Origin of the sequence: Zhongshania guokunii, assembly GCF_040892635.1 — a bacterium.
GTDB lineage: Bacteria > Pseudomonadota > Gammaproteobacteria > Pseudomonadales > Spongiibacteraceae > Spongiibacter > Spongiibacter guokunii.
The window spans coordinates 17,331-43,197 of the sequence record NZ_JBFRYA010000021.1; the positions used below are offsets into that span (position 1 = coordinate 17,331).

Here is a 25,867-nt window from a genome sequence, read left to right on the forward strand (position 1 = left end):
CTGCGGCATTCTTACAAGCATTACACCTAGACTGATTTACAGCTCTAATTTACTGCTTATTTTGTCAACAACGCTGGCCGGCAGTGGAATGTAGCCATCTTTAACTACGACTTCCTGGCCTTGCTTTGACAGAATCAGCTTCACAAACTCGCGTTCCAATGGTGCCAGCGGCTTATTTGGTGCTTTGTTTACGTAAACGTAGAGGAAGCGCGACAGCGGGTAGCTACCTTTAGTCGCATTTTCGGCATTGGCCTCAACAAAGGCACTTTTCTCGTCTTTTGCCAATGGCACTGCGCGCACGCTTGACGTTTTATAACCAATACCAGAGTAGCCGATACCGTTAATAGAGGTAGAAACCGACTGCACTACCGACGCTGAACCAGGCTGTTCATTAACGCCATTTTTGAAATCGCCTTTACACAGGGCTTCTTCTTTAAAGTAACCGTAAGTTCCGGAAACCGAGTTGCGGCCAAACATTTGAATATCCCGTGCCGCCCAAGCATTACTCATGCCCAAACCACCCCATGTATCTACATTTGCAGCGTGACCACACTTATGGGTGCTAGAAAACACCGCATCAACCTGTGCCATTGTCATACCTGAAATTGGGTTGTCTTTGTGCACAAAAACCGCCAAAGCATCAATCGCTACCGGGATTGCAGTTGGCTTATAGCCATATTTAGACTCAAAAGACTCAAGCTCTTTGTCTTTCATCTTACGGCTCATTGGACCGATATTAGATGTGCCTTCGGTCAATGCTGGTGGCGCAGTAGACGATCCAGCAGCCTGAATCTGGATATTGATATTCGGGTAGATACGCTTAAAATCCTCGCCCCACAAAGTCATCAGGTTAGCGAGTGTATCGGAGCCAACGCTAGATAAATTACCCGATACGCCAGATGCCTTGGTGTAGTCTGGCAGTTTGCTATCTACGCTCGTATCGGCAACCGCGCCCATTGACGACAAAGCCACAACCGTACTTGCTACTAAATATTTGATCTTCAATTCGATACTCCCAAAGCCATTAAGCTGTTACAACGATGCCACTTTATAGACGAATTATGACAACTTTGTGACAACAGCCCCAAATATCCTTTACCGCCAGCTTAAGCCACTTTTACTGCTGCAGATTTGGGAAAGACACAGCTAAAAACACTGCCGGTATTAGGCACACTACGGATACGCAATTCGGCTCGATGGCGAATAAGAACATGCTTAACAATGGCCAGACCCAGCCCAGTGCCGCCCGTATCAAGGGAGCGGCTTTGATCTACGCGGTAAAACCGCTCTGTTAAACGAGGGATATACTGGGGTTCAATGCCTATTCCGGTGTCTTCAACTTCAAAATAGGCATGGTAGTCATCTTGATACCAGCGCAAAATTATCTTGTCATTTTCACTGGTATAGCGCGCAGCATTGACCGCCAAATTAGAAAAAGCGCTGCGCAATTCATTGGCATTGCCATTTATTGCAATATTATCGTCACATTCAATCACAATATTCCGCGAGCCACTCGCTGCGGTCTCACTCTCTTCGCGAATCATTTCCATTAATGGCCGCAAGCGAATAACACTTTCATCAGCCAATTTTGGCACCGACTCTAAGCGCGACAGCAACATAAGGTCTTGGATTAATAAATTCATCCGCCGCGACTGTTGCAGCATTTGATTTACCGCCCTATCCCAGCGCGGATTTTCGCCACCGTGCTCAGAAAAAGTCTCTAGATAACCGTTAATCACAGTGAGTGGCGTGCGTAACTCATGGGAGACATTGGCAACAAAATCTTTACGCATTTGCTCTAAACGGTGGGTTCGAGTCACATCACGAGCAAACAATAGACGATTGCGCTTGCCAAAAAAACTGACACTAATACTGAGGTTGATCATGCCATTTACGGGGGAATTCATCTCCAGTGGCGCCTGATAGCGCTCTGCCTCAAAGTACCGTAAAAAGGCGGGACTGCGCAGCAGATTAACCAGCTGCCGGCCGGCATCTCCCTCTTGCCTTAGCCCAAGTAAATCGTGGGCGGAAGAGTTGCACCACTCGATATTGCCCTGGGGGTCGAGCATCACCACCGCGTCGGACATTGACGCAAATGAAGAGTGTAAATAATCAATCATTGCCTGCAGGCGATCACTGTCTTGACTAGAGTCTCGCTGCATTTGGTATATCACATCAAAAACTTGGCCCCACATCCCTATTGCCTCCGGCGGCTCTTCGCCGGTGCCGCTGTACAACCAATCCGACAGACGCTGCAATTGCTGCAATACACGGCCACAGATCAATATTGCGAGCACCAGCAGGGGCAATACCCCCAAGTCAAAAACAACGCAGGCCCCGGCCATTGCAAGCAATGGCACACTAAGCCGTAATAATTCTGTCTTCCAGCTGTAATACCGCATCATTTCGCGCTATGCGCAAACACCCGTGGTGGAAAAACGGTAGCCCGTTCCCCGAACTGTTTGAATTAAGAGGCCGCAGTCGCGAAGTTCGGTCTGCAGCGCCTTGCGAAGCCGCCGAATATGCACATCAACTGTGCGTTCTTCGACATAGACATTGGTTCCCCAAACTTGATCTAAAAGCTGGCCGCGACTATACGCCCGCTCTTGGTGGGTCATAAAGAACTTTAGTAATTTAAACTCGGTAGGCCCCATCTCTAATGGCGTGGCGTCAACAAACACCCGGTGACTGCTAGGGTCTAATTTCAGGCCTGCGACCTCGATGCTCTCCTCCTGCTCACGACTTGTCGAGCGCCGCATTATAGCTTTAATTCGCGCCATTAACTCCCGCGATGAAAACGGTTTGGTAATGTAGTCGTCGGCCCCCACATCCAAGCCCTGCACGCGATTGTCTTCATCGTCTTTGGCGGTCAGCATAATAACTAAAAGGTCGCGGGTCAGCTCATCTCTACGCAGGCGACGCAGTAATTCCAAGCCACTGGTAACCGGCATCATCCAATCTAGCAGCACCAAATCAGGTCGCCGATCCACTATAAGGCCATGTGCGTCCTGCGCATTGCTCGCTTCCAGACACTCATAGCCGGCCAACTCCAGTCCTACCCGTATCATTTCACGGATCGCAGCTTCGTCGTCGACGATCAATATGGTGCTTGCAGTCATCCCTTTAACCTTTTTTTGCGATATTTGTAAGCTGCATTAAAACGATTTTTAGTGACAATTTTATGACACTTCCAATTTTCCCAGCTTAATCAAACACTACCGTCTTATTTCCGTGAACCAAAACACGATCTTCGAGATGATTGCGCAGTGCCCGAGCAAGCACCGATTTTTCGACATCTTTACCAAGACGAACCAAATCGTCTTTGCTGTGCCGATGGGAAACCCGAATTACATCTTGCTCGATGATTGGCCCCTCATCGAGACGTTCGGTGACATAGTGACTGGTGGCGCCGATTAATTTAACACCGCGATCGAAGGCTTTCTGATAAGGGTTTGCACCGATAAATGACGGCAAGAAACTGTGATGGATGTTGATCATTCGCCCTGCGTAAGCCTGGCAAAATTCGGGCTGAATAATTTGCATATAGCGCGCTAATACCACGCAGTCTGCTTGGTATTCTTGGGCCAAGGCCATAATTTTAGCGTGGGCGGGTGCTTTGTTTTGCGGATCAATAGCAACGTATTCAAAGGGGATACCGTGCCATTCCACCATGCTACGCAGGTTTTCGTGATTGGATATAACACAGGGAATATCGCAGTCCAATTCACCACTGTGCCAGCGATGCAATATATCGGCAATACAGTGGGAGGCGTGACTGGCCAAAATAACCACCTTACGCTTAACCGCAGAGTCCACCAGCGCCCAGTGCATACCATACTCCTCGGCAATCGGTGCAAATGCCGCACGGCAGGCCTGCGCACTCACTTTCAGTGATTCGGCGCGAATTTCATTACGCATAAAAAACCAATTGCTCTCGGCATCGGCGTGATAATTTGCCTCGGTGAGCCAACCTCCCTGCTCTGCAACAAACTGACTAACGCGGGCTACTATCCCCACGCGATCTGGGCAGCTAATCACTAAACGATAAGTATGATCCATGTAAAACGCTCAATCCTTCATTAGACTTTATTTAATATACCGCGCAAAGCCTGCGGCAAATCTGCAGGTAAAACCACCGTTTTAGCATTGTCTGAAGAGGCCAAACGCAGCAGCGCTTCGGTGTATTTCTCGCCAAGCAAATAAAGCACAGGCAATTCTTCATTGCCCACCGCCTCAGACACTAGCGAAATAGCGGCGCCACTGGCTTTGGCAAGCACTACTTGGGCTTGCGCATCACGACGCGAGGCCTCTAAACGGCCATCAGCTTCCAAAATGGCCGCCTGTTTTTCACCCTCAGCTTTAGTCACCGCAGCGCGCCGCTGGCGCTCTGCCGCCGCTTGCTCTTCCATGGCCGCCTGCATCGTTGGCGAGGGGTTTATGTCCTGAATTTCTACTGTTTTCAGGGTAATCCCCCAATCGGCAATATCCTCAGATATAGCGGCTTTTAGTTTGGCTTTAATTTGGTCCCGCGACGACAGCGCCGAGTCCAGCGCCATCTCGCCAACAATAGAACGCAGCGCAGTTTGGACTAGGTTTTGAATTGCAAAAGTGTAGTTTTCAACGCCGTAAACCGCTTTTTCTGGTGCCACAATATTAATATAGGCGACCGCATTGGCAATAATCACCGCATTATCTTCGGTAATGACTTCTTGCGAGGGAATATCCAGCACAATGTCTTTGGTGGTCAACTTATAAGCCACCGAATCGATATACGGAATAATAAAATTTAAACCAGGATTTAAAGTAACGTGATACTTACCTAGGCGCTGAACGATATGTTTATAACCCTGCGGGACAGTTTTCACCCCTTTTAACAGGGTGATAACCACCAATATTGCCAATGCAATTACTACTGCCAAGCCATCCATCGCACACTTCCTTATCTTTGAATTTAAATACTTGCCATATGCCTACTTAGGCGCCACCGTGCGGACCGCGCACAATCAGTGTATTGCCTGAAATATCTTCCACACACACGCGATCGCCTACCGAAATTGGCTCCCGGCAAATAAACTGCCACTCGTCACTGCCCAACACCGGTATCGAAAAACGCATAGTACCGTGCTCCACCTCCGGCCCAATACGAATTACCATGCCCTCTTGCCCAATCACCTGCTCCCGCGACATACCAGAAAGCGTGCGGTTTTTCATTTTAGGATGAATAAACTTAAACCACAGCAGTAAATCCGCCACGGATAACGTCAACCAAAACAACAGCTGAACGACTAAACTCATTTCAACTACCGCAAGCACTAATCCGACGGCAATGGCACTGGCACCAAACCAAATCATCACAAAAACAGGGACAAACATCTCACTGGCTACCAGCAGTAGGCCAAAAACCATCCAATGCCAGTACGCTATATTTGAATTCAACCACTCCATTTCCGGGCCCTTTTCTTAATCGCTTGTGTGACAGGCACTTATTTACCCCTGATTTCTCTAAATATTCAAGCACTTAGTAAGGCTATTTATATTTTGCATGGCTGCGTCATCGGCCAGCAAGTAAGACCAATATCAAGTATAATGCCCCTTTATTCGGAATACTGCGTTACCGCCATGTCTTCAGCTATGCAAACACCAAAACTCATCTTCAGCCACCGCCCCTACTGGGCCGAATGTTTCGGCACCGCCTCCTACCTGCCCACCTCGCGGCAAGAGATGGATGCGCTAGGCTGGGATAGCTGTGACATCATCATTGTGACCGGCGACGCCTATGTCGATCACCCCAGCTTTGGCATGGCGGTTATCGGCCGAGTATTAGAAGCACAGGGCTTTCGGGTAGGCATTATTGCACAACCCGACTGGCAATCTGCCGAGCCGTTTAAGGCCTTAGGTAAACCGAACCTATTCTTCGGCGTGGCCTCCGGCAACATGGATTCCATGATAAACCGCTACACTGCTGACCGCCGCCTGCGCCACGACGACGCCTACTCGCCAGACAACGAAGGCGGCAAACGCCCAGACCGCGCAGTGATAGTATATTCTCAGCGCTGCCGCGAAGCCTATAAAGACTGCCCTATTGTAATAGGCTCAATTGAAGCCAGTTTGCGCCGCATCGCCCATTACGACTACTGGAGCGACAAGGTCCGCCGCTCCGTATTACTCGACTCTCGAGCCGACATTTTGCTCTATGGCAATGCCGAACGCGCTATCATTGACGTTGCGCACCGCTTGGGCCGCGGCGACAGCATCGACAGCATCCGCGACCTGCGCGGCACCGCCTATGTCACGCGCGAAGTACCCGACGGCTGGACCGTTATTGACTCGGCCAGCGTTGATCAATTAGGCAAAGTTGACCCCATTACCAGCCCTTATATTGACACCAGCGCCACCGAGAGCTGCAAGAAAAACGAAGAAGCCCCTGAAGCCAGCGCGCCGATTGACGCCGTGCAAACCGTCAGAATCGTCGACCCGCTGCAAGCGCGTAAAGCCGGCACCGACGCCGCCAAAACCGTTATTCGCCTGCCAGCCTACGAAGTCGTTAAAGTAGACCCCGTCAATTACGCTCACGCTGCGCGCGTATTGCACTTAGAAACCAATCCCGGCAATGCTCGAGCCCTTATTCAGCGTCACGGCGACCAAGAAGTGTGGCTTAATCCGCCGCCAATTCCGCTCAGCACAGAAGAGCTAGACTGGGTTTTTGAACTGCCCTACCAGCGCAAGCCGCATCCTATTTACGGCACCGCAAAAATCCCAGCCTACGAGATGATTCGCTTTTCGGTAAACATCATGCGCGGCTGCTTTGGCGGCTGTAGTTTTTGCTCAATCACCGAGCATGAGGGGCGTATTATTCAAAGCCGCTCCCATGAATCGATTGTTAAAGAAGTTGAAAAAATCCGCGACAAAACCCCAGAGTTCACGGGAGTTATATCTGATTTAGGCGGCCCAACTGCCAATATGTGGCGGCTGAATTGCAAGAGCACAGAAATTGAAAGTCGCTGCCGTCGCCTATCCTGCGTGTACCCCAGCATTTGCAAAAGTCTTAACACCGATCAGACGCCATTGATTGATTTATACCGTGATGTGCGAGAGTTAAAAGGCGTTAAAAAGGTATTGATCGCGTCGGGACTGCGCTACGACTTAGCCATTGAAACGCCAGAATATGTGAAAGAGCTAGTAACTCACCACGTAGGTGGCTACTTAAAAATTGCCCCCGAACACTCTGAAGACGGCCCTCTGTCGAAGATGATGAAACCGGGCATGGGCAGCTATGACAAATTCAAAGCGATGTTCGATAAGTATTCAAAGCTCGCTGGTAAAGAGCAGTATTTGATTCCTTACTTTATCGCCGCTCACCCCGGCACCAGCGATAAAGATATGATGAATTTAGCAATGTGGTTAAAGAGCAATAGCTTCCGTGCCGACCAAGTGCAGGCCTTCTACCCTTCGCCCATGGCCAACGCCACCGCGATGTATTACTCCGGCAAAAACCCGCTCAAGAAAGTGTCACGCACTAGTGAAGATGTGGTCAGCGCCAAGGGCCTAAAACAGCGCCGTTTGCACAAGGCTTTTCTGCGCTATCACGACCCCGAAGGCTGGCCATCGATTCGCGAATCTTTATTATCAATGGGCCGCAAAGACCTGATTGGCTACGGCAAAAAACACCTAGTGCCGCCACGCCAACCAGTAAACTGGACACCTAAACAAGGTAAAGGTCGACGCATACTGACCCAGCATACTGGACTGCCACCACGGAGAACGAAATAAAAAATTCATTTTCCGCGGGCTAAAGGCCTTCCAAAGCGACTTTTTTCTATGTATATAATAATCACGCTGGCTACGGATGCAGCTTGGTTTTATGTATAAGCACCACGAAGTCGTTTTTAGTACCTCGTTCTGTTTCATAAGTCCCTGCCTATCTCAGCTCTAGCACCAAACAGGCAATTAACAAAACGAGGCACATGTCATGTCTAGAAGTACCGGAAAAGTAAAATGGTTTAACGAAACTAAAGGCTTTGGTTTTATTGAGCAAGATTCTGGCCCAGACGTTTTTGTTCATTTCAGCGCAATCGGCGGCAGTGGTTTTAAAACCCTCACCGAAGGCCAAGCTGTTGAGTTTGATGTGCAAACCGGCCAGAAAGGTCCGCAGGCGGCGAACGTCACCGTACTCTAAGACCTGCTCCTAAAGCACGCTCTTAATAAAAAGCCCGCAGTGAAAAATCACCGCGGGCTTTTTTGTAGCGCCAATTTATCTGCCTCAGCGACTTATGTACCAGCAATAATGAATTGGTTTACCGCCACGGGAAAAGTCTTCGTCTAATGACCAGCGCGTTCGATCTTCCATTTTATACTGGCTAGTTAATTCTTCATCCAAAATAAAATCGCGCTTATTAGTAGAAAAAATCAGCACACCCTCCGGCGCCAAACACGCCATGGCATCGTTGATTAACTCACTGTGATCACGCTGTATATCCAGCACGTCATCCATCCGCTTAGAGTTTGAAAACGTCGGCGGGTCGAGCAGTATTAAATCGTATTGATCCTTGCAGTCTTTCAACCAGCGCCGGCAGTCGCCGTGCTCGGTGCGGTGGCGAGACTCGCTCAAGCCATTGAGCGACAAATTACGCCGCGCCCACTGCAAATAAGTGTGCGACATATCAACCGAGGTCGTCACCTTCGCGCCGCCAATACCCGCCTGCACAGAAGCGACACCGGTATAACAAAACAAATTCAAAAACCGCTTATTTTTGGCCCGCGCGGCAATATCCAAACGCACGGGGCGATGATCTAAAAACAAGCCGGTATCCAGATAATCGTAAAGATTAACCAACACCTTCGCCTGCCCTTCCTTGAGCTCCATCACGGTATTGCGCGGCGCTTGACGCTGGTATTGATCCTTACCGCGTTGACGGCGGCGTTCTTTAATCGCAATATTATTGGCAGACACCGAAAACACCTGGCTCACCGCTTCTATAACTTCGCGCAAGCGGCGCTCGGCATCTTCTTCTGGCACCGAGATCGGCGCCATATATTCAGCAATATGCACTGCGCTGCCATAGCAATCTACTGCCACCGCATATTCAGGCATATCCGCGTCGTACACGCGATAGCACTCAATGTCATTTTTCTTACGCCACTTTGCTAGGCGTTTTATGTTTTTACGCAGGCGATTGGCAAACATTTGGCCACCGGCGGTGAGCTGCAAGGTCTCCGTGGGCGCCTCACTTTGCGCCTCCTGACGGCGCTCATGAACCGCGGCTTCGGGGCCGATATTAAACAGTAATAACTTCGCCGGGATTGTGCCGTTCTGCAGTTGGTACTGTTTGTGGCTGCGAATACCCATACGCTTGCCCAAATCGGCATTACCGGTAAATACTGCGCCCTGCCACCCACTAAAATGGCTTAACATCGACTGCCCCAAATGCCGATACAAATGCAGCAATTCGGCCTGTTCACCCAGGCGCTCACCATAGGGTGGATTGGTAATAAGCAAGCCTTCATCCATCTGCCGGTGCGAGGGCTTAGCAAGCTGAGCCAGCTCGCGACGGCTTACCTTAATAAAACGTTCTAGACCGGCGTTCTCAATATTCTCTTGAGCCTGGGCAACGATTTTACCATTGGCATCGTAACCGCGAATTTCCGGCCATTCACGACTAAGGGCCAAGCTGCGCTGGGCCTCGGCTTGGTCCACAATCCCTTCCCACACAGCCTGATCGTGGCCCAGCCAAGTAGAAAATCCCCAACGCTGGCGCAGCAAGCCCGGCGCTATATTCATGGCCATCATCGCGCCTTCAATCAACAGGGTGCCGGAACCGCACATAGGATCGATTAAAGCGCCGCCGCGGCTAGCCATACCAGGCCAATCAGCACGCAGCAGCAAAGCCGCTGCTAGATTTTCTTTCAAAGGTGCCATCGCGCCGCTGCTGCGGTAGCCGCGGCGATGCAAGCTCTCGCCCGACAAGTCAATACAGGCTGTGATCTGCCCGCGATTCAAACGAATATTTATGCGAATATCGGGAGCATTTTTATCGACGCTCGGCCGCTCTGCCCCGCGCGCCAGAAAATAATCAACTACCGCATCTTTGCTTTTTAATGCGCCAAAATGGCTATTGCGAATCTCATCAGTCTGACCGTTAAAATCCACGCTGAGGCTATTATTGGCTAACATATGCTCTTGCCAATCAACCTCCCCTAAACCTTGATAGAGGTCTTCAGCACTTTCGCCGCGAAATTCGGTGAGTATTAATAAAATACGATTCGCCAATCGTGACCACATACACAGGCGATACACCGTGACTAGATCGGCGTTGAAAATCATCGCGCCAACGGTTTCACGAACCGGTTCGCCGCCCAAACTCGAGATTTCTGAGGCGAGCAATTGCTCCAAACCTTTAGGGCAGGTCGCTATAAATGAACGCTTTTGACTCATAAAACCTCTGAAGAGAACTAGTAACAATAAAAAAATCGTTTATAAACAATACAGTACCGTCTTATACAACATCCATCTAAAAGAGCATATGCATATAAGCAATAGGTCTTCGACGAGCACTATGAAAGTTTGGTTACATGAAGATCCTGTCGCGGCAATTCCCGCGATGGTGCCAGAAAACTGGGTTAGTCGCATCTATCCTAACCCAGAGCGACATGTTGACTACAATGCTGGAGGCGTATGCCCAATGAGAAGACAGAAACGCGACATGACCGAAAGAGCTTACCAACGTGGATACCAAGCCGGCATCGCCGGAAGACAAAAAGACAACTGCCCTCATAATCAAGATCAACTCAAACAGGAATGGCTAACAGGCTGGCGGGAAGGACGCACCGACCACTGGGACGGTATCGACACCGCGACCGCGCTGGAAAAACAAGCGTTTCACTAAAACCAACTACACCCAATTCATTTACTACTAAAAGGCCCATCCGGGCCTTTTTCTTTATAGCCTACGTTATTAGCGAGACTTCCGGCCACGGCCACCCTCTGGGGCCATAGCGGGAACCGGCAGCTCAGCCATTTTATAGACATCGGCAATATCTAAATCATTCAATTCCGTCCACTGGCCAACCTTTACTTTAGACGGAATAAATACTGACCCATAGCGCACCCGCTTCAGGCGGTTAACTTGCAAACCTTGCGATTCCCAAAGACGTCGTACTTCGCGGTTGCGACCTTCCATAATGACCACGTAATACCAGTGGTTAAAGCCCTCGCCACCGCCATCGACGATATCGGCAAAACGCGCCAGACCATCTTCCAACTGCACGCCATCGCGCAATTGTTGCATCATCACCGGCGTAGCACTGCCCATCACTCGGCACAAATACTCGCGCTCGATGGTAGTCGACGGGTGCATCAATTTATTGGCCAGGTCGCCGTCGGTGGTAAAGAGCAACAAGCCGGTGGTGTTAAAATCGAGTCGACCAACCGATATCCAGCGCTCGCCCTGCAGGCGCGGCAGGCGATCAAACACCGAGCGCCGCCCCTCTGGATCTTTGCGGCTGCAAATCTCGCCTTCAGGCTTGTTATACAGCAGGATGCGAGGTTTTATTGCCGCAGTGTCAATACGCAGCGGTTTGCCGTCAAATTGAATTTTGACGCCGGCACCCACGCGATCACCCAGACCAGCCACTCGACCGTCCACAGTGACTCTGCCCTCGCTAATGACTTTTTCCATTTCCCGGCGTGAACCTAAACCAGCTCTAGCCAGTACTTTTTGTAGTTTTTCATCAGTGGGTATCATTAAGAATGGGTCTCAGGTGGAAAATCATGGGCAGGACTATCATGTGCTACGTCGTCAAGATCGACATCGGCGAGCAAATCACCAGACCTGTCATCCGCAGAGTCGTCGGTCTCGGTATCAGTTTCAGTTTCAGTTTCAACGTCAGCCAAATCAGTGTTATCGCTACTTGCGACGGGCGCGAATTCGCCGGTATCTAAATCTAATTCACCGTTTAGGGTGTCCAGATCAGCAATATCGGCGAGGCTAGGCAACTCATCTAAATTGCGTAAATTAAAATAATCTAAAAACTTGCGGGTGGTGGCATACATGGCCGGCCGGCCAGGCACATCTTTGTGGCCCACCACTCGTACCCACTCGCGCTCGAGCATCGTTTTAATAATTTGCGAACTCACGGCAACACCGCGTATATCTTCAATATCACCGCGGGTAATGGGCTGGCGATAAGCAATTAGCGCCAAAGTCTCGAGCATTGCTCGGGAATAGCGCTGCGGCCGCTCCTCCCACAAACGGCCCACCCAAGGTGCAAGGTCTTCGCAAACCTGCATGCGATAGCCGCTCGCCACCACCTTTAGCTCAAAACCACGCCCCTCACAATCTGCAGTAATCGCCTGCAAAGCCTCCTGAATGGCGGCATTGCCTGGACGCTCTTCAGGATCGAATAATTCGCTGAGCTGCTGCACCGAAAGCGGCCGTCCGACCGCCATCAACGCCGCTTCGAGAATTCTTTTTAACTGCTGTTGTTCAAGCATTAGATCACTTTCGCTTTAACGTGAATGGGGCCAAAAGCCTCTGACTGCACAATTTCAACCAGTGACTCCTTGATCAGCTCCATAATAGCCAGAAACGTTACCACCACCCCCAAACGCCCTTCTTCAACTTTGAATAAGCTAACAAACGGTACAAAACTGTCAGAGCGCAACGCGGCGAGCACCTCGGACATGCGTTCGCGGGTAGACAATTTTTCACGCTGTACTTGATGGCTTTCAAATAAGTCGGCGCGCCGCAGTACATCGCCCAACACCATCATCAATTCTTTAAGGTCGACGTCGGGGTCGGCACGGCGCTTTTCCGCCTCAGGTGGCTCAATTTGCGCCACGTAGTTATCGCGACCAACCCGCGGCAACTGATCGATATTTTCGGCGGCTTGTTTAAAGCGTTCATACTCTTGCAGACGGCGAATTAACTGGGCGCGGGGATCCTCTTCATCGTCGAGGGCTTCGGCTGAGCGCGGCAATAACATGCGTGACTTAATCTCGGCCAGCATCGCGGCCATCAGCAAGTATTCCGACGCCAATTCAAACTGCATGGCGCTCATCATATTAACGTACTGCATATACTGTTCAGTAATTTGCGCGACGTTAATCTCAAGAATATCCAAATTCTGACGTTTTATGAGATAGAGCAACAGATCAAGCGGACCTTCGAAGGCCTCGAGAAAAACCTCAAGCGCCTCCGGCGGGATATATAAATCTTTAGGAATTTCAGTGAGGGCTTTGCCCTGAACCACGGCAAAGGGCATCTCCCCCTGCTGGGGCTGCTGCCGAATAGCTTTTAAGCTGACAATATCGATTGGCGCTGCGGGCAGTTCAACAACGGGCTCTAAACGACCGGCGCGGGCTTCTATTGTTAGGCCATCTGCTTGCCCAACTTGAGCCACACTATCCGGCTGCTGTTCTGTCTGCTCGTCTTGCACTATTACTGAGATCTCACGATATCATCCACCAAGGGCTGGATTATACGTGGATCTCGCCGCCGGTCACAGCGAATCCTCAAATTGACTTACGTCTCCGAGGCCTCTGCGTATTATTACCGGAACTTCGTCTATTAAATCGACGACCGATGTCGCCTCCATACCGCAATAACCGCCATCAATCACCAAGTCGACCAAATTACCGATCGTATCGCGAATATCGTATGGATCGGTCATTGGCAGATCTTCGCCGGGCAGAATCAGGCTAACGCTCATTAGCGGCTCGCCGAGTTCTGCCAGCAAATCCAAACAAATTTGATTGGCGGGCACCCGCAACCCCACGCTTTTGCGTTTGGGTTGCAATAAGCGCTTAGGCACCTCTGGCGTTGCCCTCAAAATAAAGGTGTAAGGCCCAGGAATAAGCCCCTTTAATAGCCGAAAGGCGGTGTTATCAACCTTGGCGTAAGTACCTAACTCAGAGAGATCACTGCACATCAATGTAAAATTGTGTTTGTCGTCAAGACGACGAATCGCCCGCACCCGCTCAAGTGCATTTTTGTCGCCCAAATGACAACCCAAGGCATAGGCCGAATCCGTCGGATAGGCCACAACGCCGCCGCCACGAATAATATCCGCCGCTTGCTTTATGAGACGAGCCTGCGGATTTTCTGGGTGTATCTGAAAAAATTGACTCACTGAAGCCTCCCTAAATTGTTATCACTGCACTACAGGTGTAATCCAACGCTCCCAGACTGGCTTACAGGGCGCCACGATCTTTGCGTCGCAACCCAACTCAGACCAGCTACTGGGGTTATGAAAATCGCTCCCCGCCGAGGCCTCTAGTTCAAACTGTTGGCACAACTGCCGCAAATAACCCAAATCCTGCGGCGACGGCCGGCCATTGCAAACCTCCAGCCCTTCGCCGCCGGCCTCCTTAAATTCCGTCAGCATACGGCGCAACTTGGCGTTGGTCATTTTGTAATGGAGCGGGTGCGCGATTACTGCAACACCGCCCGCCGCGCGAATCCAGCACACCACCTCGCTTAATGCTGGCCACATGGCCTTAATGTCGCCCGCCTTGCCGGCGCCAAGATATTTATCAAAGGCGGTCGCCATGGAGTCTACATGGCCCGCAGACACTAGAAAACGAGCAAAGTCAGGCCGACCAATTGCTCGCCCCGCAGCCAACTCAGAGGCCGCCGCATAACTGCCGACAAATCCCAGTTTATCCAAGCGCTCGGCAATAATTAGCGCGCGGGCATCGCGGGCACTGCGCTGAGCCTCTAACTCGCTAACTAAAGCTGGCTGATTTATATCCACACCCAAGCCCAGCACATGAACATTTACACCAGACCACGTACAAGACAACTCAATACCTGCCAGTATCTGAATGTCATCGCCAGCATCAGCCTGCAACTCGGCAAAACCAGCAACAGTATCGTGATCTGTAATCGCTAATAACTGCACCCCGCGCTCGCGGGCGCGCTGAACTAGCTCTTGTGGCGACAAACCGCCATCTGAAGCCGTGGTATGGGTATGTAAATCAACGATCAAACCGAATCCCCTTGGAGGCTAGTGATGAAATTTGAAAATAGGTATAGTGGGTGGATTATCACTGCCGCGTCACACTATGCCAACGGCACCCCTTTAGCACTAGGCAGTTATAGCAAGCTGTAACACCAGACGACTACGTCAAATAGGAAGCAATATGCCGGAGCAGGCAAGTAAAAATCAACGGCACAGTGTTGTTGTTAATCTTTTGTTCAATATCATTATACCGACCCTGATATTGACCAAACTCAGCAGCGAAGTTTATCTCGGCCCCCGCTATAGTATCGTGATTGCCCTCGCCTTCCCACTGGCCTTTGGTATTTACGATTTTGTCAAAACCCGCCGCGCCAATATTTTTGCCATTTTGGGTTTCGTCAGCGTACTGCTAACTGGCGGCATTAGCCTTCTGGAATTAGATGCCGCCTACATCGCTATCAAAGAGGCAAGCATTCCAGCAATTATCGGCATCGCCACCCTTGTATCACTGTATACGCCCTATCCACTGATAAAAACCTTTATCTTTAACGATGAAATTATTGACACTGAAAAAGTCAATAGCGCACTTAACGAACACAATAGCGAAGACCAGTTTCAAGCTACCCTGCGCAACGCCACTTATATGATCGCTTTCTCCTTCTTTCTGTCGGCCAGCCTCAATTACGCCCTGGCCAAGATCTTACTTGTCAGCCCACCGGGCAGCGCCGAATACAGCGCCGAGCTCGGCAAAATGACAGGCCTAAGCTTTCCCGTCATCGCCCTGCCCTGCACCGTAGTCATGCTCGGCGCCATGTTTTATTTAGTGAAGCGTATCGAGAAACTTACCGCTCTCACTTTTGAAGATATTTTCAGAGTCAATTAGGAAACACCATGTTATACGCCGTAATTAGCGAAGATGTCGAAAATAGCCTCGCCAAGCGCTTAGAGACCCGCGCAGCCCATATCGCGCGCCTACAAGAACTAAAAAGCCAAGGCCGCTTAGTACTCGCAGGCCCCCACCCAGCAATAGACAGCGAAGATCCCGGCGAAGCGGGTTTCACCGGCAGTTTGATAGTGGCCGAGTTCTCCAGCCTAGCCGACGCACAGCAGTGGGCAGATAGTGACCCTTATATTAGCGCAGGGGTTTACGCCAGGGTCACGGTTAAGCCCTACAAGAAAGTACTGCCTTAACAAGGCAAAAATTGAAGTAAGCCTTCAAGTGCTTTATCCTTAATTTTTAATTGTTTATTGCAGCTTATTAACGTGGAAAATCCAGTGAAAAAATCAATTATTTTCGGCGTATCAACTCTGCTATTCAGCCTCAGCAGCATGGCACTCGCAGAAACCCGCTATATTAGCGACAAAATTTATGTGCCTTTGCGAGTTGGCGACAGCACTAAGCACCGCATCATTCACCGCGGCCTGCCCAGCGGCGAAAAACTGGATTTACTCGAAACCAACGAAGACAGCGGTTATTCACGGGTAAAAACCGATCGCGGCGTCGAAGGCTGGCTGCCCAGCCATTATTTGGTCGAAAATCCCTCTGCACGCTCATTGCTCAACGCAGCAAAACAGCAGGTCACCGAATTATCAAACTCCAATAAAGAGCTCCGCGAGCAACTTAAAACCACAACTTTAGACAGCACTCAGACCAACACTATTGTCAGCGAGCTTGAACAAGAAAACAGTGCATTAACCGAAGAGCTAGGCGAAATTAAGCGCATCTCTGCTAACGCTATCAAACTCGATGAAGACAATCGTCGCCTGCTCGAATCCAACCAAATGCTTAGCAGCGAAGTTGACGTACTTAAAACCGACAACGCCAGACTTCGTGAAAACAAAGAAAATGAATTCTTTTTAAACGGCGCTTTTGCAGTTTTAATCGGCGTTATGATCACGCTCATCATTCCTAAGATGATGCCAAAACGACGCTCTGACTGGGGTTAATATGCGCTATATTTCAGCACTGATTATTGCCATAGGCTTGTTTCTGCAGGCCTCGTACAGTGTCGGCCAAACCCAAGCTGACGCCGCGCAAATCACAAGTAATCCCATTGTGGTTATTGAAACCAGCAAGGGCAATATCACCGTTGAACTGTATGCAGACAAAGCCCCCATCACCGTTGAAAACTTTTTGGGCTACGTGCGCAGCGGTTTTTACAAGGGCACCATTTTTCATCGCGTGATCCAACGTTTTGCGGTGCAAGGCGGTGGCTTCACCCCAGACCTTGTCGAAAAGGAAAATGGTGAACCGATAGTCAATGAGTCCAAAATCAGCAAACTCCGCAATGAGCGCATGACAATCGCGATGGCGAGAACCGATGATCCAGATAGTGCCCGCTCGCAGTTTTATTTCAATATGGGCTTCAATCTCAGCCTCGACGCGCGAATGGGCAGAGCAGGTTACGCGGTGTTTGGCAAAGTGATCGACGGACAAAATGTGGTTCGCGACATTGCCATTAGCCCAACACGGCGGGTAGCACATTTTGACGATGTGCCAGTTGAACCTATCTTGATTCTTAATGCGAGCGTGAAGCAACCATAACCATGCGCAGCTGCGCAAGGGGTCCTTTTTGACAGCCCTAAGCATCAATCTGAACAAAATTGCACTTATTCGCAACTCGCGAGACACCGAATACCCCAGTGTCACGATGCACGCCGCACGCTGCATCGCAGCCGGCGCCCACGGTATCACCGTGCACCCGCGACCAGACCAGCGTCACATTCGGGTGAGCGACTGCTTTGACCTTGCCGAAATGCTAAGTGTTGAATTTAACATTGAGGGCAACCCTTTCGCCCCGGCCATGAAATCTCCCCGTCGAGGGGTTAGCGACTACCCCGGTTTTATGGAAATAATCCGTCAAATCCGTCCCGCGCAATGCACTTTAGTGCCCGATGGCGACGCCCAGCTCACATCCGATCATGGCTTTAATTTGCAACGCGATGGCGATCGACTAGCACCGATTATCGCAGAGCTAAAGAATCTAGGCGTGCGAGTTAGTTTATTTATGGATCCAGAGCCAGAGCAAATTCGTTTGGCGAAAGCCATCGGCGCCGACCGGATTGAGCTCTATACCGGCCCGTATGCCGAGGCTTTCGGCGCCAAGCAACAAAATGCCGTACTGCAGCGCTTTATTGATGCCAGCAATACCGCAGGTGAAGTCGGCTTAGGTTTAAATGCGGGTCACGATCTGAATCTGCACAATTTATTATTATTTAAAAACAGCGTAAATCAATTACTAGAAGTATCTATCGGTCACGCATTTACAGTAGACGCAATTGAAATGGGTTTGGACGCCTGCATCAAAGCATACTTACGCTGCCTTCAATAAAACATGGACAGGATCGGCAAAATTATCGCTGCACAGCGGAAAAACTCCCTGCGCAGCGATGTAAACTTAAAAGACCTTCTTAAGTACAAAGTAGAAATCGGCCTCTAAGCGTTCCAAGGCTGCCGACGACGCAAACCCGTCATCCATTAATGGTCGCGCCACAACCGCATCTACCGTCACTCCCCAGCCTAATTCACTTGAGGCGCGAACACCCACATCGACTATACTGCGCTCATCCCCTGCACTACCACCCGCATTTTCAAACCACGCCACGCCATATTCAACAAACACCCGGGCCTTGACGTCGAACCCGCCCATCAACAAAGTATGCTGTAAATTTAGTTCAGAAAAATGCCCTGAATCACCCGACATCACGCCAGGTAAATACGCACTCAACGTATTCATGCCGCCAAGCACCCACTGTTGCTGCTGAGGCAATTGTTCGTTGGCAAGTTGGGCCGAGAAGCTAGCGTTTAACTCAGTGCTTTCAGACAACGGTAATTTAGCCGCAACTTTAGGCAGTATCGTTACAAATTCCGCGGTTCTCGCCGCCGGCGTCACCTCTGGAGCCGATGTCGCACTCGGGTTTTCCACAAAATAATCAGCCTTAAACTGCTCGTAGCTACCGAGAGTGCCACTATCTCCGGTCACACCGGCCTTTATAGATAACTGTGCTGACCAGCGAAAGCTGGTATCACCGATTTTTTGTGCCGCAAAATATTTTGCGCCAAACTCCAAAGTGCCATACTTCTCATCCTGCAAGCTATCAAAACCTGGAACATCTAACTGCGAGTCGATGTATTCGAATTTTTCAAACAGATTAAACCGATAGGCTAAATCACTGGCCAACACCTGCTCGCCACTCAATGCCACAATATTAATATCCGCATCTAAATCAAGACTTTGCCCAGTGGTAGTGACGAGGCCTGGGCTACATAAATCCAGTGCCGACAGCACATCACAGACCAAACCACTATTTGTAATAGTGCTCGCCCCTGCAGTGCGACCAAGATTCTGTGCATACTCAATATGACTCACGGTAATGCCATATAAGCCCGAGGTAAACGGCCGGTCAGCCGTAAGCTGAATCCGGTGGTAATCTTCGCCACCGCGAGACTCACCGAAATCGGTAAATGCTGTTTCATAGCCCACGCCAATACGGCTGCCATCGCTGAAATTATGATTCATACCAATATCGCCAAAATAGCGGCCCACATAGCGGCTACCTTGGTTACCAAATTGCACAAACACGTCGGTAGCGTCGTAATCAACGATGGCCTCAGGCGTAAATACAAGCGCAACCGAGTCAGCCTGATTTTCATCCACCTCGAAGCTGGCTGAATAATTCACGCCAACACGCTGACTTTTCACATTTGCCATTACGCGAGCGCGCTCAAATTCGCCGCGAGTTAAATCAGTATCGCCCTCTAAATCCTTAAAAAATTCGGCAACACCCGCGCCTTTTACTTGTGCTAGACGCGCTTGCACAGCGTGAATATACACAACACTGCCCTCTGGTGCGTATTGCATTAGCACCAACAAGTGCCCCTTACGCAACACCATTGAGTTCATCAAAAATATCGCTTGCGAGGGCGTTTTTGCTGCAGTAAAAATAGACTCTAGCTCTTCTTCGTTTAAAAAATGATTACCGCTAACACGTAATTCATAGCCGTTCACCAGCCCGGTATAGGGCGCGCCCGCCGCTGCAGTAGAAACAATCTGCTCAACCGTCGTTAACTGTGGCGGTAGCGCCGAGGGGAAATCAATTGCCATAACACTAGTCCCTTAATATATTTTAAATTCGGTAGTTACTGCTTGTTAAAAATAGTCGCTAATCATGCACGGCACGTGAATACAGTGCCGCACTACAGAGTCAAGGATTAGCGCGATTCTCTTGCTTAACAGAATCAAATGTCTCGCCATCGAGAATATTTAATTCAACGCGACGATTTTCCGCGCGACCTTGCGGATTGTCGCTACCGTCCTCATTTTCATTAGTAGCCACCGGCACGCCTTCGCCATAACCGCGATATGCTAAGCGCCTTTCATCAACACCAGCAGCGAGTAGGTAATTGTAAACCGTATTGGCACGACGATAGGATAAACGCATATTGTAGGCATCACTGCCCTTCGCGTCGGTATGACCATCTATTGCAACTAATGCCTCTGGCTGCGCAGCCAACACCTTCACTGCATGCTCAAGAATCGAATGGGACTCTGGCGTTAAATCCCATTTATCAAATTCAAAATTAACGCCGCGCAAAACCAGTGGCGCGTCGTCTGTTAAATGACAGCCCGTTAAAAATACCGGCATATCTGCAGGGGTATCTAGACACTCATCTCGCTCGTCGCAAACACCGTCAGCATCACTATCTTTACAGGTATCCAACATCGCTAACTGCAAAGCATCTGAACAACCGACAGCGCCCGAGCCAGCACAACTGCCGTCATTACCACCACTTTCGCCATTATTAGCACCGAGACCATTGGCTATGCCTACACCGATTAAACCACCGGAGCCGGAGCTTGGACCATTTAACGCTCCTACCGCCACGACGCCGCCATTGCCAGCGTTTTCACCGTTTATAGCCGCAATTGCCACCGTACCGGAGTTACCCGAATTAGCGCCATTTAAAACTGCCGCCGCGGCCAAATCAGAATTACCCGAATTATCACCATTTAAGATAGCAACACCAGCACTATCACCGTTACCCGAGTTCGCACCATTTAAAATGGCCACTCCTGCACTACCGCCATTTCCGGTCTTGTCACCAGACAGAACACCAGCAGCAATGGCGTCGCTATTGCCGGAATTATCACCAGACAAAATCGCTGCACCAAGCGAGCTAGCATTACCGCTATTGGCACCACTTAAAATTGACAGACCTGCATATTCGCCATTACCCGAATTTGCGCCCGATAAAATTGCCACGCCGATAGCGCCGTCATTACCGGCGGAGCCAGAGTTAAGCACCGACAAGCCAAGCAGGCCACCGCTATCAGAACCAGCCAAAGCCAAGCCTTCACCCTGTGGCAAACCGGCTAATCTAAGCTCCTGCGTAATGCTATTCAGTAAGTTGACCCCCTCTGCCGTCAGCATTCCGTCGGGACCAACTGCATTGCGTATTTCTCCGGCAAAACCCGTTTCGTAAGTAAGGCCCAATGAACTCAATAATTGCGAGAGGCCCACCGCATCAAGCGGCACATCGGTCCCTGTTCCCGTTTTATTACCGAAACCAGCCAGCTCGCCAGACATAACTGTCAAGCCAAGATCGTTCTCCGGGTTTAGAATATCGGCACCGAGAAAATCATTGTCGCCTGTTCCAATCGGGTCAAGTACCGATGCGCCAACCGTGCCAACTGTCGACCCAACTTCTGAGAATAGCTGCTTCAGCCCTAAACTATTTAACAGCTCAGTTAAGGCGTCTGCAGACGCATATGGCGAGCCCATCAACATAATGGCACAGAGAAAAACAGACAGTCGTCTGTAAAAAAACTTCATGGGGCAACTCCATTTGTTAAGAAATATAAATGAATTTTCTACATGCCAAACACCGGTATAAATACTGGTACAAATACCGGGTAAATTTTTAAAAATCAGGAAAAATGTCACCTAACTTTTGCCGACAGGAGCAAAGGACAGCACTTTTTGTATACAGACATTCCCGCGACAGCCTTTAGCTCCACGAGAGATAAAGCACTGCCTAGCTAGACAACAAAGAAGAGATAAAACGTATTTTTGCGCAGGTTCGCATTCAAAAACCACCGGAAAATTCCTTCTATGCAGCAATACACTCTCACCACTATGTGAACATCATTGTTCTTTCCATGTTTCAACATTGAGGCAATAACTTTGCTTAATGCAAGACCAATGTTAGATTCGCGCATAGTAAGCGCTTTGAGTTAAGACGCGAGACAATTGAGAAGTTTTTTACCGAGAAAAATCATATTTGTGATAAAAATCACACAATTTTAAGGGTCGACCCCTATCTATTTCTCAATAATTTATTTAGTGACATAGCTGTTTTATGTTTTATCAAACACGTGATTTAACCCAGCACATGAAGTCACAACACAACAATAAATGAGCTTAAAAAGAAAACTGGCTTTAATACAGGAAGCTACTACGGACAGCCAACAATTAGGAATGAACACTAGTTACAAAAACTGGCACACCCAAGTGAGCCAGTTTTCTGCGGGGAGAAAAATCAAAAAACTTTTTTAATGACTAGATAAAAATCCGTTTCAAATGCACTCAATGCATCCTTGTCAGCAAATCCGTCATCAGCAATGCTTCGCGCAAATACGCCATCTAATTGCACATTCCCGCCTAGATCAGCATTAACTTTTATACCTGCATCAAGAATACTGCGCGTATCACCCTCGACACCTGAAGCATTTTCAAACCATGCAGCGCCGTATTCAATAAATACCGAGGGCTTTAAATCCAAATTAGCTAAGGTATATGAGCGCTGAAAATCTAATTTACCGTAGTAGCCTGAATCACCAGCTAGGACTCCAGGCAAATAGGCACTCATCGAGTTCATGCCGCCAAGCACCCACTGCTGCTGCTGAGGCAATTGCTCACTGGAAAATTGGGCCATCAGGTTTAGTTGTACATCACCAGCTTGGGGAATGGGCAACTTCGCGGTGAATCGAGGCAGCACCGTAAAAAACTCAGAGGTACGTGCACTCGGTACAACCTGCGGTGCAAGCGTTGCGCTCGGGTTGTTGGTAAAATACGCTGCTTTATACTCCTCGTAGCGCCCTAGTGAACCGCTATCGCCAGTCAAACCCGCTTTTGCCGACAGCTGAACAGACCACCGCAAGGCCTTAGGGCCACTCAAATCAGCAGAGAAATATTTACCACCAAACTCCAAGGTCGCATAAGCTTCGTCTTGTAGATTCCCAAACACGCCAACATCAATTTGTGAATCAATATATTCAAGACGCTCAAATACGTTAAACCGCGAGCTTAAATCACTGGCCAAGACCTGCTCGCCAGTTACACCAAAACTATTAATATTAGCATCCAGACCAATATTCCGAGTGCTAGTAGTGGTCGTTGAGCTTGGACTACACAAGCCAAGCATACCCAACACATCGCAAAGCGGGTCAGCACCCGATGTAGTGGTTGTCGATGTACTGTCACTTCCTAAGTCTTGTGAGTACTCAACATGGCTTGCGGTAACCCCATACAAACCTTGCGCAAAAGGCCGATCGGCAGCTAATTGCAAACGGTAATAGTCCTCGCCACCGCGCGACTCTCCAAGCTCGGTAAAGGCCGTTTCTAAGCTTAGCAGCCCGCGACTGCCGTCATTGAAGTTATGACTGACACCGACATCCCCGAAATAGCGGCCCACGTAACGACTACCCTGGTTACCAAATTGCAAAATCAGATCAGTTGGATCGTGATCTTCACTCGCTTCGCGAACAAACACCAAAACAGCGCTCTCTGGTTTATTTTCGTCGATTTGATAGCTCACGCTGTAATCAACGCCGGTGCGCTCACTGCGCACATTCGCCATCACCCGAGCGCGATCAAACTCTGCTCGGCTAAGATCAGCGTCGCCTTTTAAATCAGCAAAATATGCAGTGATTCCCCCACCTTTAAGCCCCACTATTTTCGATTGCAGCGCATGCACATAAATTTTATTGCCTTCAGGGGCGTATTGCATGGAAACCAACATATAGCCTTTACGCTGCACAGCAGAACTCATTAAAAAAATGGCTTGCGACGGCGTTTTAGCAACCTTAAATATTTTATCAAGTTCGACACTGCTTAAATGATGCGCGCCAGAAACTTGAAGCTGATAGCCATTAATCAGGCCGTGGTAAGTAGCGCTGCTGCCAGCCCACTCAGCAATCCGCTCAACACTGGCCTGCTGCGGGGGAAGCGCGGAAGGAAAATCAATTGCCATATCATCGTCTCTAAACAATAAAACCCAGGGGTGCGAAATAGTCAGTCAAGGGCGCAACCACACGCGCCATTGCTAGCTTTAACGCGCTGACAAATTCTCTTCCTCCACTGCTTCAAACACATCTGGCTGAAGGACGTTCAACTCCACGCGGCGGTTTTCTGCACGGCCAGCGGGATTATCGCTTCCATCGTCATTTTCATTGGGCGCCACTGGCACACTTTCACCATAGCCACGGAAAACAAGGCGATTATCATTAATACCAGCATCAATTAAATAGTTATAAACCGTTTGAGCGCGACGGTAAGACAGCCGAATATTGTAGGCATCGCTACCTTTGGCATCGGTATGTCCGTCTACAGCCACCAAAAATTCAGGCTGCACGTTTAAAACCCGAACCGCTTGTTCAAGTATTGGCAGTGATTCTGGAGTTAAATCCCACTTATCAAATTCAAAGTTAACTCCGCGCAATACCAGCGGTGCGTCTTCGGACAAATGACAGCCGGTGAGAAACACTGGCATGTCGGCGGGCGTATTCAAACACTCATCTAAATCGTCGCACACGCCGTCCAAATCAGCATCGGGACAGGAATCTAACAACGCCAACGCACCCACGTCACTACACCCGACCCCACCTGATGCAGAGCAACTGCCGTTATTTCCCGCTGCACCGTTTACACCATTAGGCCCAAGCGGACCGTTTGCCACTGCCAGACTGATCAAACCGCCTGAACCAGAACCCGGACCGTTTAATACCCCTGCGCCAATGACACCACCGTTAGCAGAATTAGCGCCATTTAATATCCCAATCGCCGCAGTGCCCGAATTACCTGAATTGGCACCATTTAACACCGCCACACCCGTCAGCCCGGAGTTACCAGAATTAGCACCATTAAGTATCGCTACTCCAGCGCTATCACCGTTACCCGAGGAATCGCCAGACAAAACCGCGAAACCAGCGCTGCCGCCATTGCCTGAGTTACTACCAGACAAAATGGCAACACCGACGGCATCGCCGTTGCCGCCAGAGCCGTCGCTCATCACCGCGACGCCAACTGGTTGATCATTTAAACCGGGTAGCGCTAAACTTGACCCCAGCTCACCAGCCGCCATACCAGAATTGTCTTTTGTCGCTTGGGCCGCCGGCCCAGTTACCGAACCCTCAGGCCCCACAACTCCACGTATTTTATCCGCGCTGCCGCTCTCATAGCTCAAACCTTGCTCGTCTGCCTGTTCCGAGAGGCCAGCCTCATCGAGGGGGAACATAGTGCCGGAGCCCGTTTTATTGCCCGTTCCCGTCACCTCGCCCGAGTTTGCGGTGAGGCCAAAATCGTTTTCAGGGTTCAGTACATCCACCCCCAAAAAGTCATTATCGCCAGTGCCGACCGGGTCCAGCACCGAGCCTCCAACAGTCCCTACCGACTTGCCAAACTCACTAAATAATTGCGATACACTCAGCGAATTTAAAAAATCCGTTAAAGCATCCGCGCGCGCTGCACTCACCGGCAGTAACACATGGCTCAGCAACACTGCGCACACCAGCAAAGCAGATAGATTCCTAGGACAAGACTTCATGCCACACTCCTAACCATCACAATAAAATCTCGCTGCACATCGGCCACGGGCTTCGCTCAGACAAGAACGCTAGGCACCGCAAAC

At 49.8% G+C, this 25,867-nt stretch carries 24 protein-coding genes; 8 read left to right on the forward strand and 16 right to left on the reverse strand.

What is annotated here, in order from left to right; all coding sequences use genetic code 11:
- Positions 1-36: 36 nt before the first annotated feature.
- From AB4876_RS17465 to AB4876_RS17490, 6 genes are all read right to left on the reverse strand, one after another.
- Complete coding sequence (locus tag AB4876_RS17465) at positions 37-1,005, reverse strand: PstS family phosphate ABC transporter substrate-binding protein (RefSeq protein ID WP_368383020.1); 969 nt, start codon at positions 1,003-1,005, stop codon at positions 37-39.
- 101 nt (positions 1,006-1,106) lie between these two features.
- Positions 1,107-2,405: a phosphate regulon sensor histidine kinase PhoR gene (gene phoR, locus AB4876_RS17470; protein WP_368383021.1), complete on the reverse strand. Its 1,299-nt coding sequence runs from the start codon at positions 2,403-2,405 to the stop codon at positions 1,107-1,109.
- 6 nt (positions 2,406-2,411) lie between these two features.
- Complete coding sequence (gene phoB, locus AB4876_RS17475) at positions 2,412-3,119, reverse strand: phosphate regulon transcriptional regulator PhoB (protein WP_368383022.1); 708 nt, start codon at positions 3,117-3,119, stop codon at positions 2,412-2,414.
- Between the two features lie 85 nt (positions 3,120-3,204).
- On the reverse strand, positions 3,205-4,059 hold the full coding sequence (gene purU / locus AB4876_RS17480) for a formyltetrahydrofolate deformylase (protein ID WP_368383023.1): 855 nt from the start codon (positions 4,057-4,059) through the stop codon (positions 3,205-3,207).
- A 20-nt stretch (positions 4,060-4,079) separates the two neighbouring features.
- The gene (locus AB4876_RS17485; RefSeq protein WP_368383024.1) at positions 4,080-4,928 is read right to left on the reverse strand and encodes an SPFH domain-containing protein; all 849 of its coding nucleotides are present in this window, start codon (positions 4,926-4,928) and stop codon (positions 4,080-4,082) included.
- A 46-nt stretch (positions 4,929-4,974) separates the two neighbouring features.
- A complete protein-coding gene (locus AB4876_RS17490; protein WP_368383025.1) occupies positions 4,975-5,445 on the reverse strand; it encodes an NfeD family protein in 471 nt (156 codons plus the stop codon).
- Positions 5,446-5,619: 174 nt separating this feature from the next.
- On the opposite strand from AB4876_RS17490, the gene AB4876_RS17495 reads away from it, so the two are divergent.
- Both AB4876_RS17495 and AB4876_RS17500 read left to right on the forward strand, forming a co-directional pair.
- Complete coding sequence (locus AB4876_RS17495) at positions 5,620-7,770, forward strand: YgiQ family radical SAM protein (RefSeq protein ID WP_368383026.1); 2,151 nt, start codon at positions 5,620-5,622, stop codon at positions 7,768-7,770.
- Positions 7,771-7,969: 199 nt separating this feature from the next.
- Entirely contained in the window at positions 7,970-8,176 is a 207-nt protein-coding gene (locus AB4876_RS17500) for a cold-shock protein (protein WP_301027343.1), read from the forward strand.
- Positions 8,177-8,260: 84 nt separating this feature from the next.
- Here the strand turns inward: AB4876_RS17500 and rlmKL are convergent, their stop codons facing one another.
- Positions 8,261-10,432 (reverse strand): bifunctional 23S rRNA (guanine(2069)-N(7))-methyltransferase RlmK/23S rRNA (guanine(2445)-N(2))-methyltransferase RlmL, encoded by a 2,172-nt coding sequence (gene rlmKL / locus AB4876_RS17505; protein ID WP_368383027.1) that lies wholly within the window; start codon positions 10,430-10,432, stop codon positions 8,261-8,263.
- A 247-nt stretch (positions 10,433-10,679) separates the two neighbouring features.
- Here rlmKL and rmf point away from each other — a divergent pair, with 247 nt between their 5' ends.
- Positions 10,680-10,883, forward strand: a complete 204-nt coding sequence (gene rmf, locus AB4876_RS17510) for a ribosome modulation factor (RefSeq protein WP_301027341.1) — start codon at positions 10,680-10,682, stop codon at positions 10,881-10,883.
- 69 nt (positions 10,884-10,952) lie between these two features.
- On the opposite strand, the gene rluB is transcribed toward rmf, so the two are convergent.
- The 5 genes from rluB to AB4876_RS17535 form a co-directional block, all read right to left on the reverse strand.
- Entirely contained in the window at positions 10,953-11,741 is a 789-nt protein-coding gene (gene rluB / locus AB4876_RS17515) for a 23S rRNA pseudouridine(2605) synthase RluB (RefSeq protein ID WP_368383028.1), read from the reverse strand.
- Positions 11,741-12,490, reverse strand: coding sequence for an SMC-Scp complex subunit ScpB (gene scpB / locus AB4876_RS17520; RefSeq protein WP_368383029.1), 750 nt, complete (start codon positions 12,488-12,490; stop codon positions 11,741-11,743). The genes rluB and scpB overlap by 1 nt, the downstream gene beginning before the upstream one ends.
- Positions 12,490-13,326: a segregation and condensation protein A gene (locus AB4876_RS17525; protein WP_368383061.1), complete on the reverse strand. Its 837-nt coding sequence runs from the start codon at positions 13,324-13,326 to the stop codon at positions 12,490-12,492. Before AB4876_RS17525 ends, scpB begins: the two co-directional genes overlap by 1 nt.
- A 171-nt stretch (positions 13,327-13,497) precedes the next feature.
- Complete coding sequence (locus tag AB4876_RS17530; RefSeq protein WP_368383030.1) at positions 13,498-14,127, reverse strand: L-threonylcarbamoyladenylate synthase; 630 nt, start codon at positions 14,125-14,127, stop codon at positions 13,498-13,500.
- 21 nt (positions 14,128-14,148) lie between these two features.
- Entirely contained in the window at positions 14,149-14,985 is an 837-nt protein-coding gene (locus tag AB4876_RS17535; protein WP_368383031.1) for a PHP domain-containing protein, read from the reverse strand.
- A 154-nt stretch (positions 14,986-15,139) separates the two neighbouring features.
- On the opposite strand from AB4876_RS17535, the gene AB4876_RS17540 reads away from it, so the two are divergent.
- The 5 genes from AB4876_RS17540 to AB4876_RS17560 all read left to right on the forward strand — a co-directional run bounded on the left by AB4876_RS17540 (position 15,140) and on the right by AB4876_RS17560 (position 18,290).
- A complete protein-coding gene (locus AB4876_RS17540) occupies positions 15,140-15,841 on the forward strand; it encodes a VC0807 family protein (RefSeq protein WP_368383032.1) in 702 nt (233 codons plus the stop codon).
- Positions 15,842-15,849: 8 nt separating this feature from the next.
- Positions 15,850-16,149 carry a YciI family protein gene (locus AB4876_RS17545; protein ID WP_368383033.1) on the forward strand — a complete coding sequence of 100 codons (300 nt, stop codon included), beginning with the start codon at positions 15,850-15,852 and terminating at the stop codon, positions 16,147-16,149.
- 84 nt (positions 16,150-16,233) lie between these two features.
- Positions 16,234-16,905 (forward strand): TIGR04211 family SH3 domain-containing protein, encoded by a 672-nt coding sequence (locus AB4876_RS17550; RefSeq protein WP_368383034.1) that lies wholly within the window; start codon positions 16,234-16,236, stop codon positions 16,903-16,905.
- Between the two features lies 1 nt (position 16,906).
- Positions 16,907-17,503 carry a peptidylprolyl isomerase gene (locus AB4876_RS17555; protein ID WP_368383035.1) on the forward strand — a complete coding sequence of 199 codons (597 nt, stop codon included), beginning with the start codon at positions 16,907-16,909 and terminating at the stop codon, positions 17,501-17,503.
- 28 nt (positions 17,504-17,531) lie between these two features.
- Positions 17,532-18,290 carry a pyridoxine 5'-phosphate synthase gene (locus tag AB4876_RS17560; protein ID WP_368383036.1) on the forward strand — a complete coding sequence of 253 codons (759 nt, stop codon included), beginning with the start codon at positions 17,532-17,534 and terminating at the stop codon, positions 18,288-18,290.
- Positions 18,291-18,356: 66 nt separating this feature from the next.
- On the opposite strand, the gene AB4876_RS17565 is transcribed toward AB4876_RS17560, so the two are convergent.
- The 4 genes from AB4876_RS17565 to AB4876_RS17580 form a co-directional block, all read right to left on the reverse strand.
- A complete protein-coding gene (locus AB4876_RS17565; protein ID WP_368383037.1) occupies positions 18,357-20,063 on the reverse strand; it encodes a ShlB/FhaC/HecB family hemolysin secretion/activation protein in 1,707 nt (568 codons plus the stop codon).
- 100 nt (positions 20,064-20,163) lie between these two features.
- Positions 20,164-21,792: an OmpA family protein gene (locus tag AB4876_RS17570; RefSeq protein WP_368383038.1), complete on the reverse strand. Its 1,629-nt coding sequence runs from the start codon at positions 21,790-21,792 to the stop codon at positions 20,164-20,166.
- A 706-nt stretch (positions 21,793-22,498) separates the two neighbouring features.
- Complete coding sequence (locus AB4876_RS17575) at positions 22,499-24,211, reverse strand: ShlB/FhaC/HecB family hemolysin secretion/activation protein (RefSeq protein ID WP_368383039.1); 1,713 nt, start codon at positions 24,209-24,211, stop codon at positions 22,499-22,501.
- A gap of 78 nt (positions 24,212-24,289) precedes the next feature.
- Positions 24,290-25,783 carry an OmpA family protein gene (locus AB4876_RS17580; protein WP_368383040.1) on the reverse strand — a complete coding sequence of 498 codons (1,494 nt, stop codon included), beginning with the start codon at positions 25,781-25,783 and terminating at the stop codon, positions 24,290-24,292.
- Positions 25,784-25,867 lie beyond the last annotated feature (84 nt).

Bases quoted from the DNA above. Each gene is read 5' to 3' on its own strand.
- phoR (WP_368383021.1), bottom strand. From the start codon at position 2,405: ATGATGCGGTATTACAGCTGGAAGACAGAATTATTACGGCTTAGTGTG.
- phoB (WP_368383022.1), bottom strand. From the start codon at position 3,119: ATGACTGCAAGCACCATATTGATCGTCGACGACGAAGCTGCGATCCGT.
- purU (WP_368383023.1), bottom strand. From the start codon at position 4,059: ATGGATCATACTTATCGTTTAGTGATTAGCTGCCCAGATCGCGTGGGG.
- AB4876_RS17485 (WP_368383024.1), bottom strand. From the start codon at position 4,928: ATGGATGGCTTGGCAGTAGTAATTGCATTGGCAATATTGGTGGTTATC.
- AB4876_RS17490 (WP_368383025.1), bottom strand. From the start codon at position 5,445: ATGGAGTGGTTGAATTCAAATATAGCGTACTGGCATTGGATGGTTTTT.
- AB4876_RS17495 (WP_368383026.1), top strand. From the start codon at position 5,620: ATGTCTTCAGCTATGCAAACACCAAAACTCATCTTCAGCCACCGCCCC.
- AB4876_RS17500 (WP_301027343.1), top strand. From the start codon at position 7,970: ATGTCTAGAAGTACCGGAAAAGTAAAATGGTTTAACGAAACTAAAGGC.
- rlmKL (WP_368383027.1), bottom strand. From the start codon at position 10,432: ATGAGTCAAAAGCGTTCATTTATAGCGACCTGCCCTAAAGGTTTGGAG.
- rmf (WP_301027341.1), top strand. From the start codon at position 10,680: ATGAGAAGACAGAAACGCGACATGACCGAAAGAGCTTACCAACGTGGA.
- rluB (WP_368383028.1), bottom strand. From the start codon at position 11,741: ATGATACCCACTGATGAAAAACTACAAAAAGTACTGGCTAGAGCTGGT.
- scpB (WP_368383029.1), bottom strand. From the start codon at position 12,490: ATGCTTGAACAACAGCAGTTAAAAAGAATTCTCGAAGCGGCGTTGATG.
- AB4876_RS17540 (WP_368383032.1), top strand. From the start codon at position 15,140: ATGCCGGAGCAGGCAAGTAAAAATCAACGGCACAGTGTTGTTGTTAAT.
- AB4876_RS17545 (WP_368383033.1), top strand. From the start codon at position 15,850: ATGTTATACGCCGTAATTAGCGAAGATGTCGAAAATAGCCTCGCCAAG.
- AB4876_RS17555 (WP_368383035.1), top strand. From the start codon at position 16,907: ATGCGCTATATTTCAGCACTGATTATTGCCATAGGCTTGTTTCTGCAG.
- AB4876_RS17565 (WP_368383037.1), bottom strand. From the start codon at position 20,063: ATGGCAATTGATTTCCCCTCGGCGCTACCGCCACAGTTAACGACGGTT.
- AB4876_RS17570 (WP_368383038.1), bottom strand. From the start codon at position 21,792: ATGAAGTTTTTTTACAGACGACTGTCTGTTTTTCTCTGTGCCATTATG.
- AB4876_RS17575 (WP_368383039.1), bottom strand. From the start codon at position 24,211: ATGGCAATTGATTTTCCTTCCGCGCTTCCCCCGCAGCAGGCCAGTGTT.
- AB4876_RS17580 (WP_368383040.1), bottom strand. From the start codon at position 25,783: ATGAAGTCTTGTCCTAGGAATCTATCTGCTTTGCTGGTGTGCGCAGTG.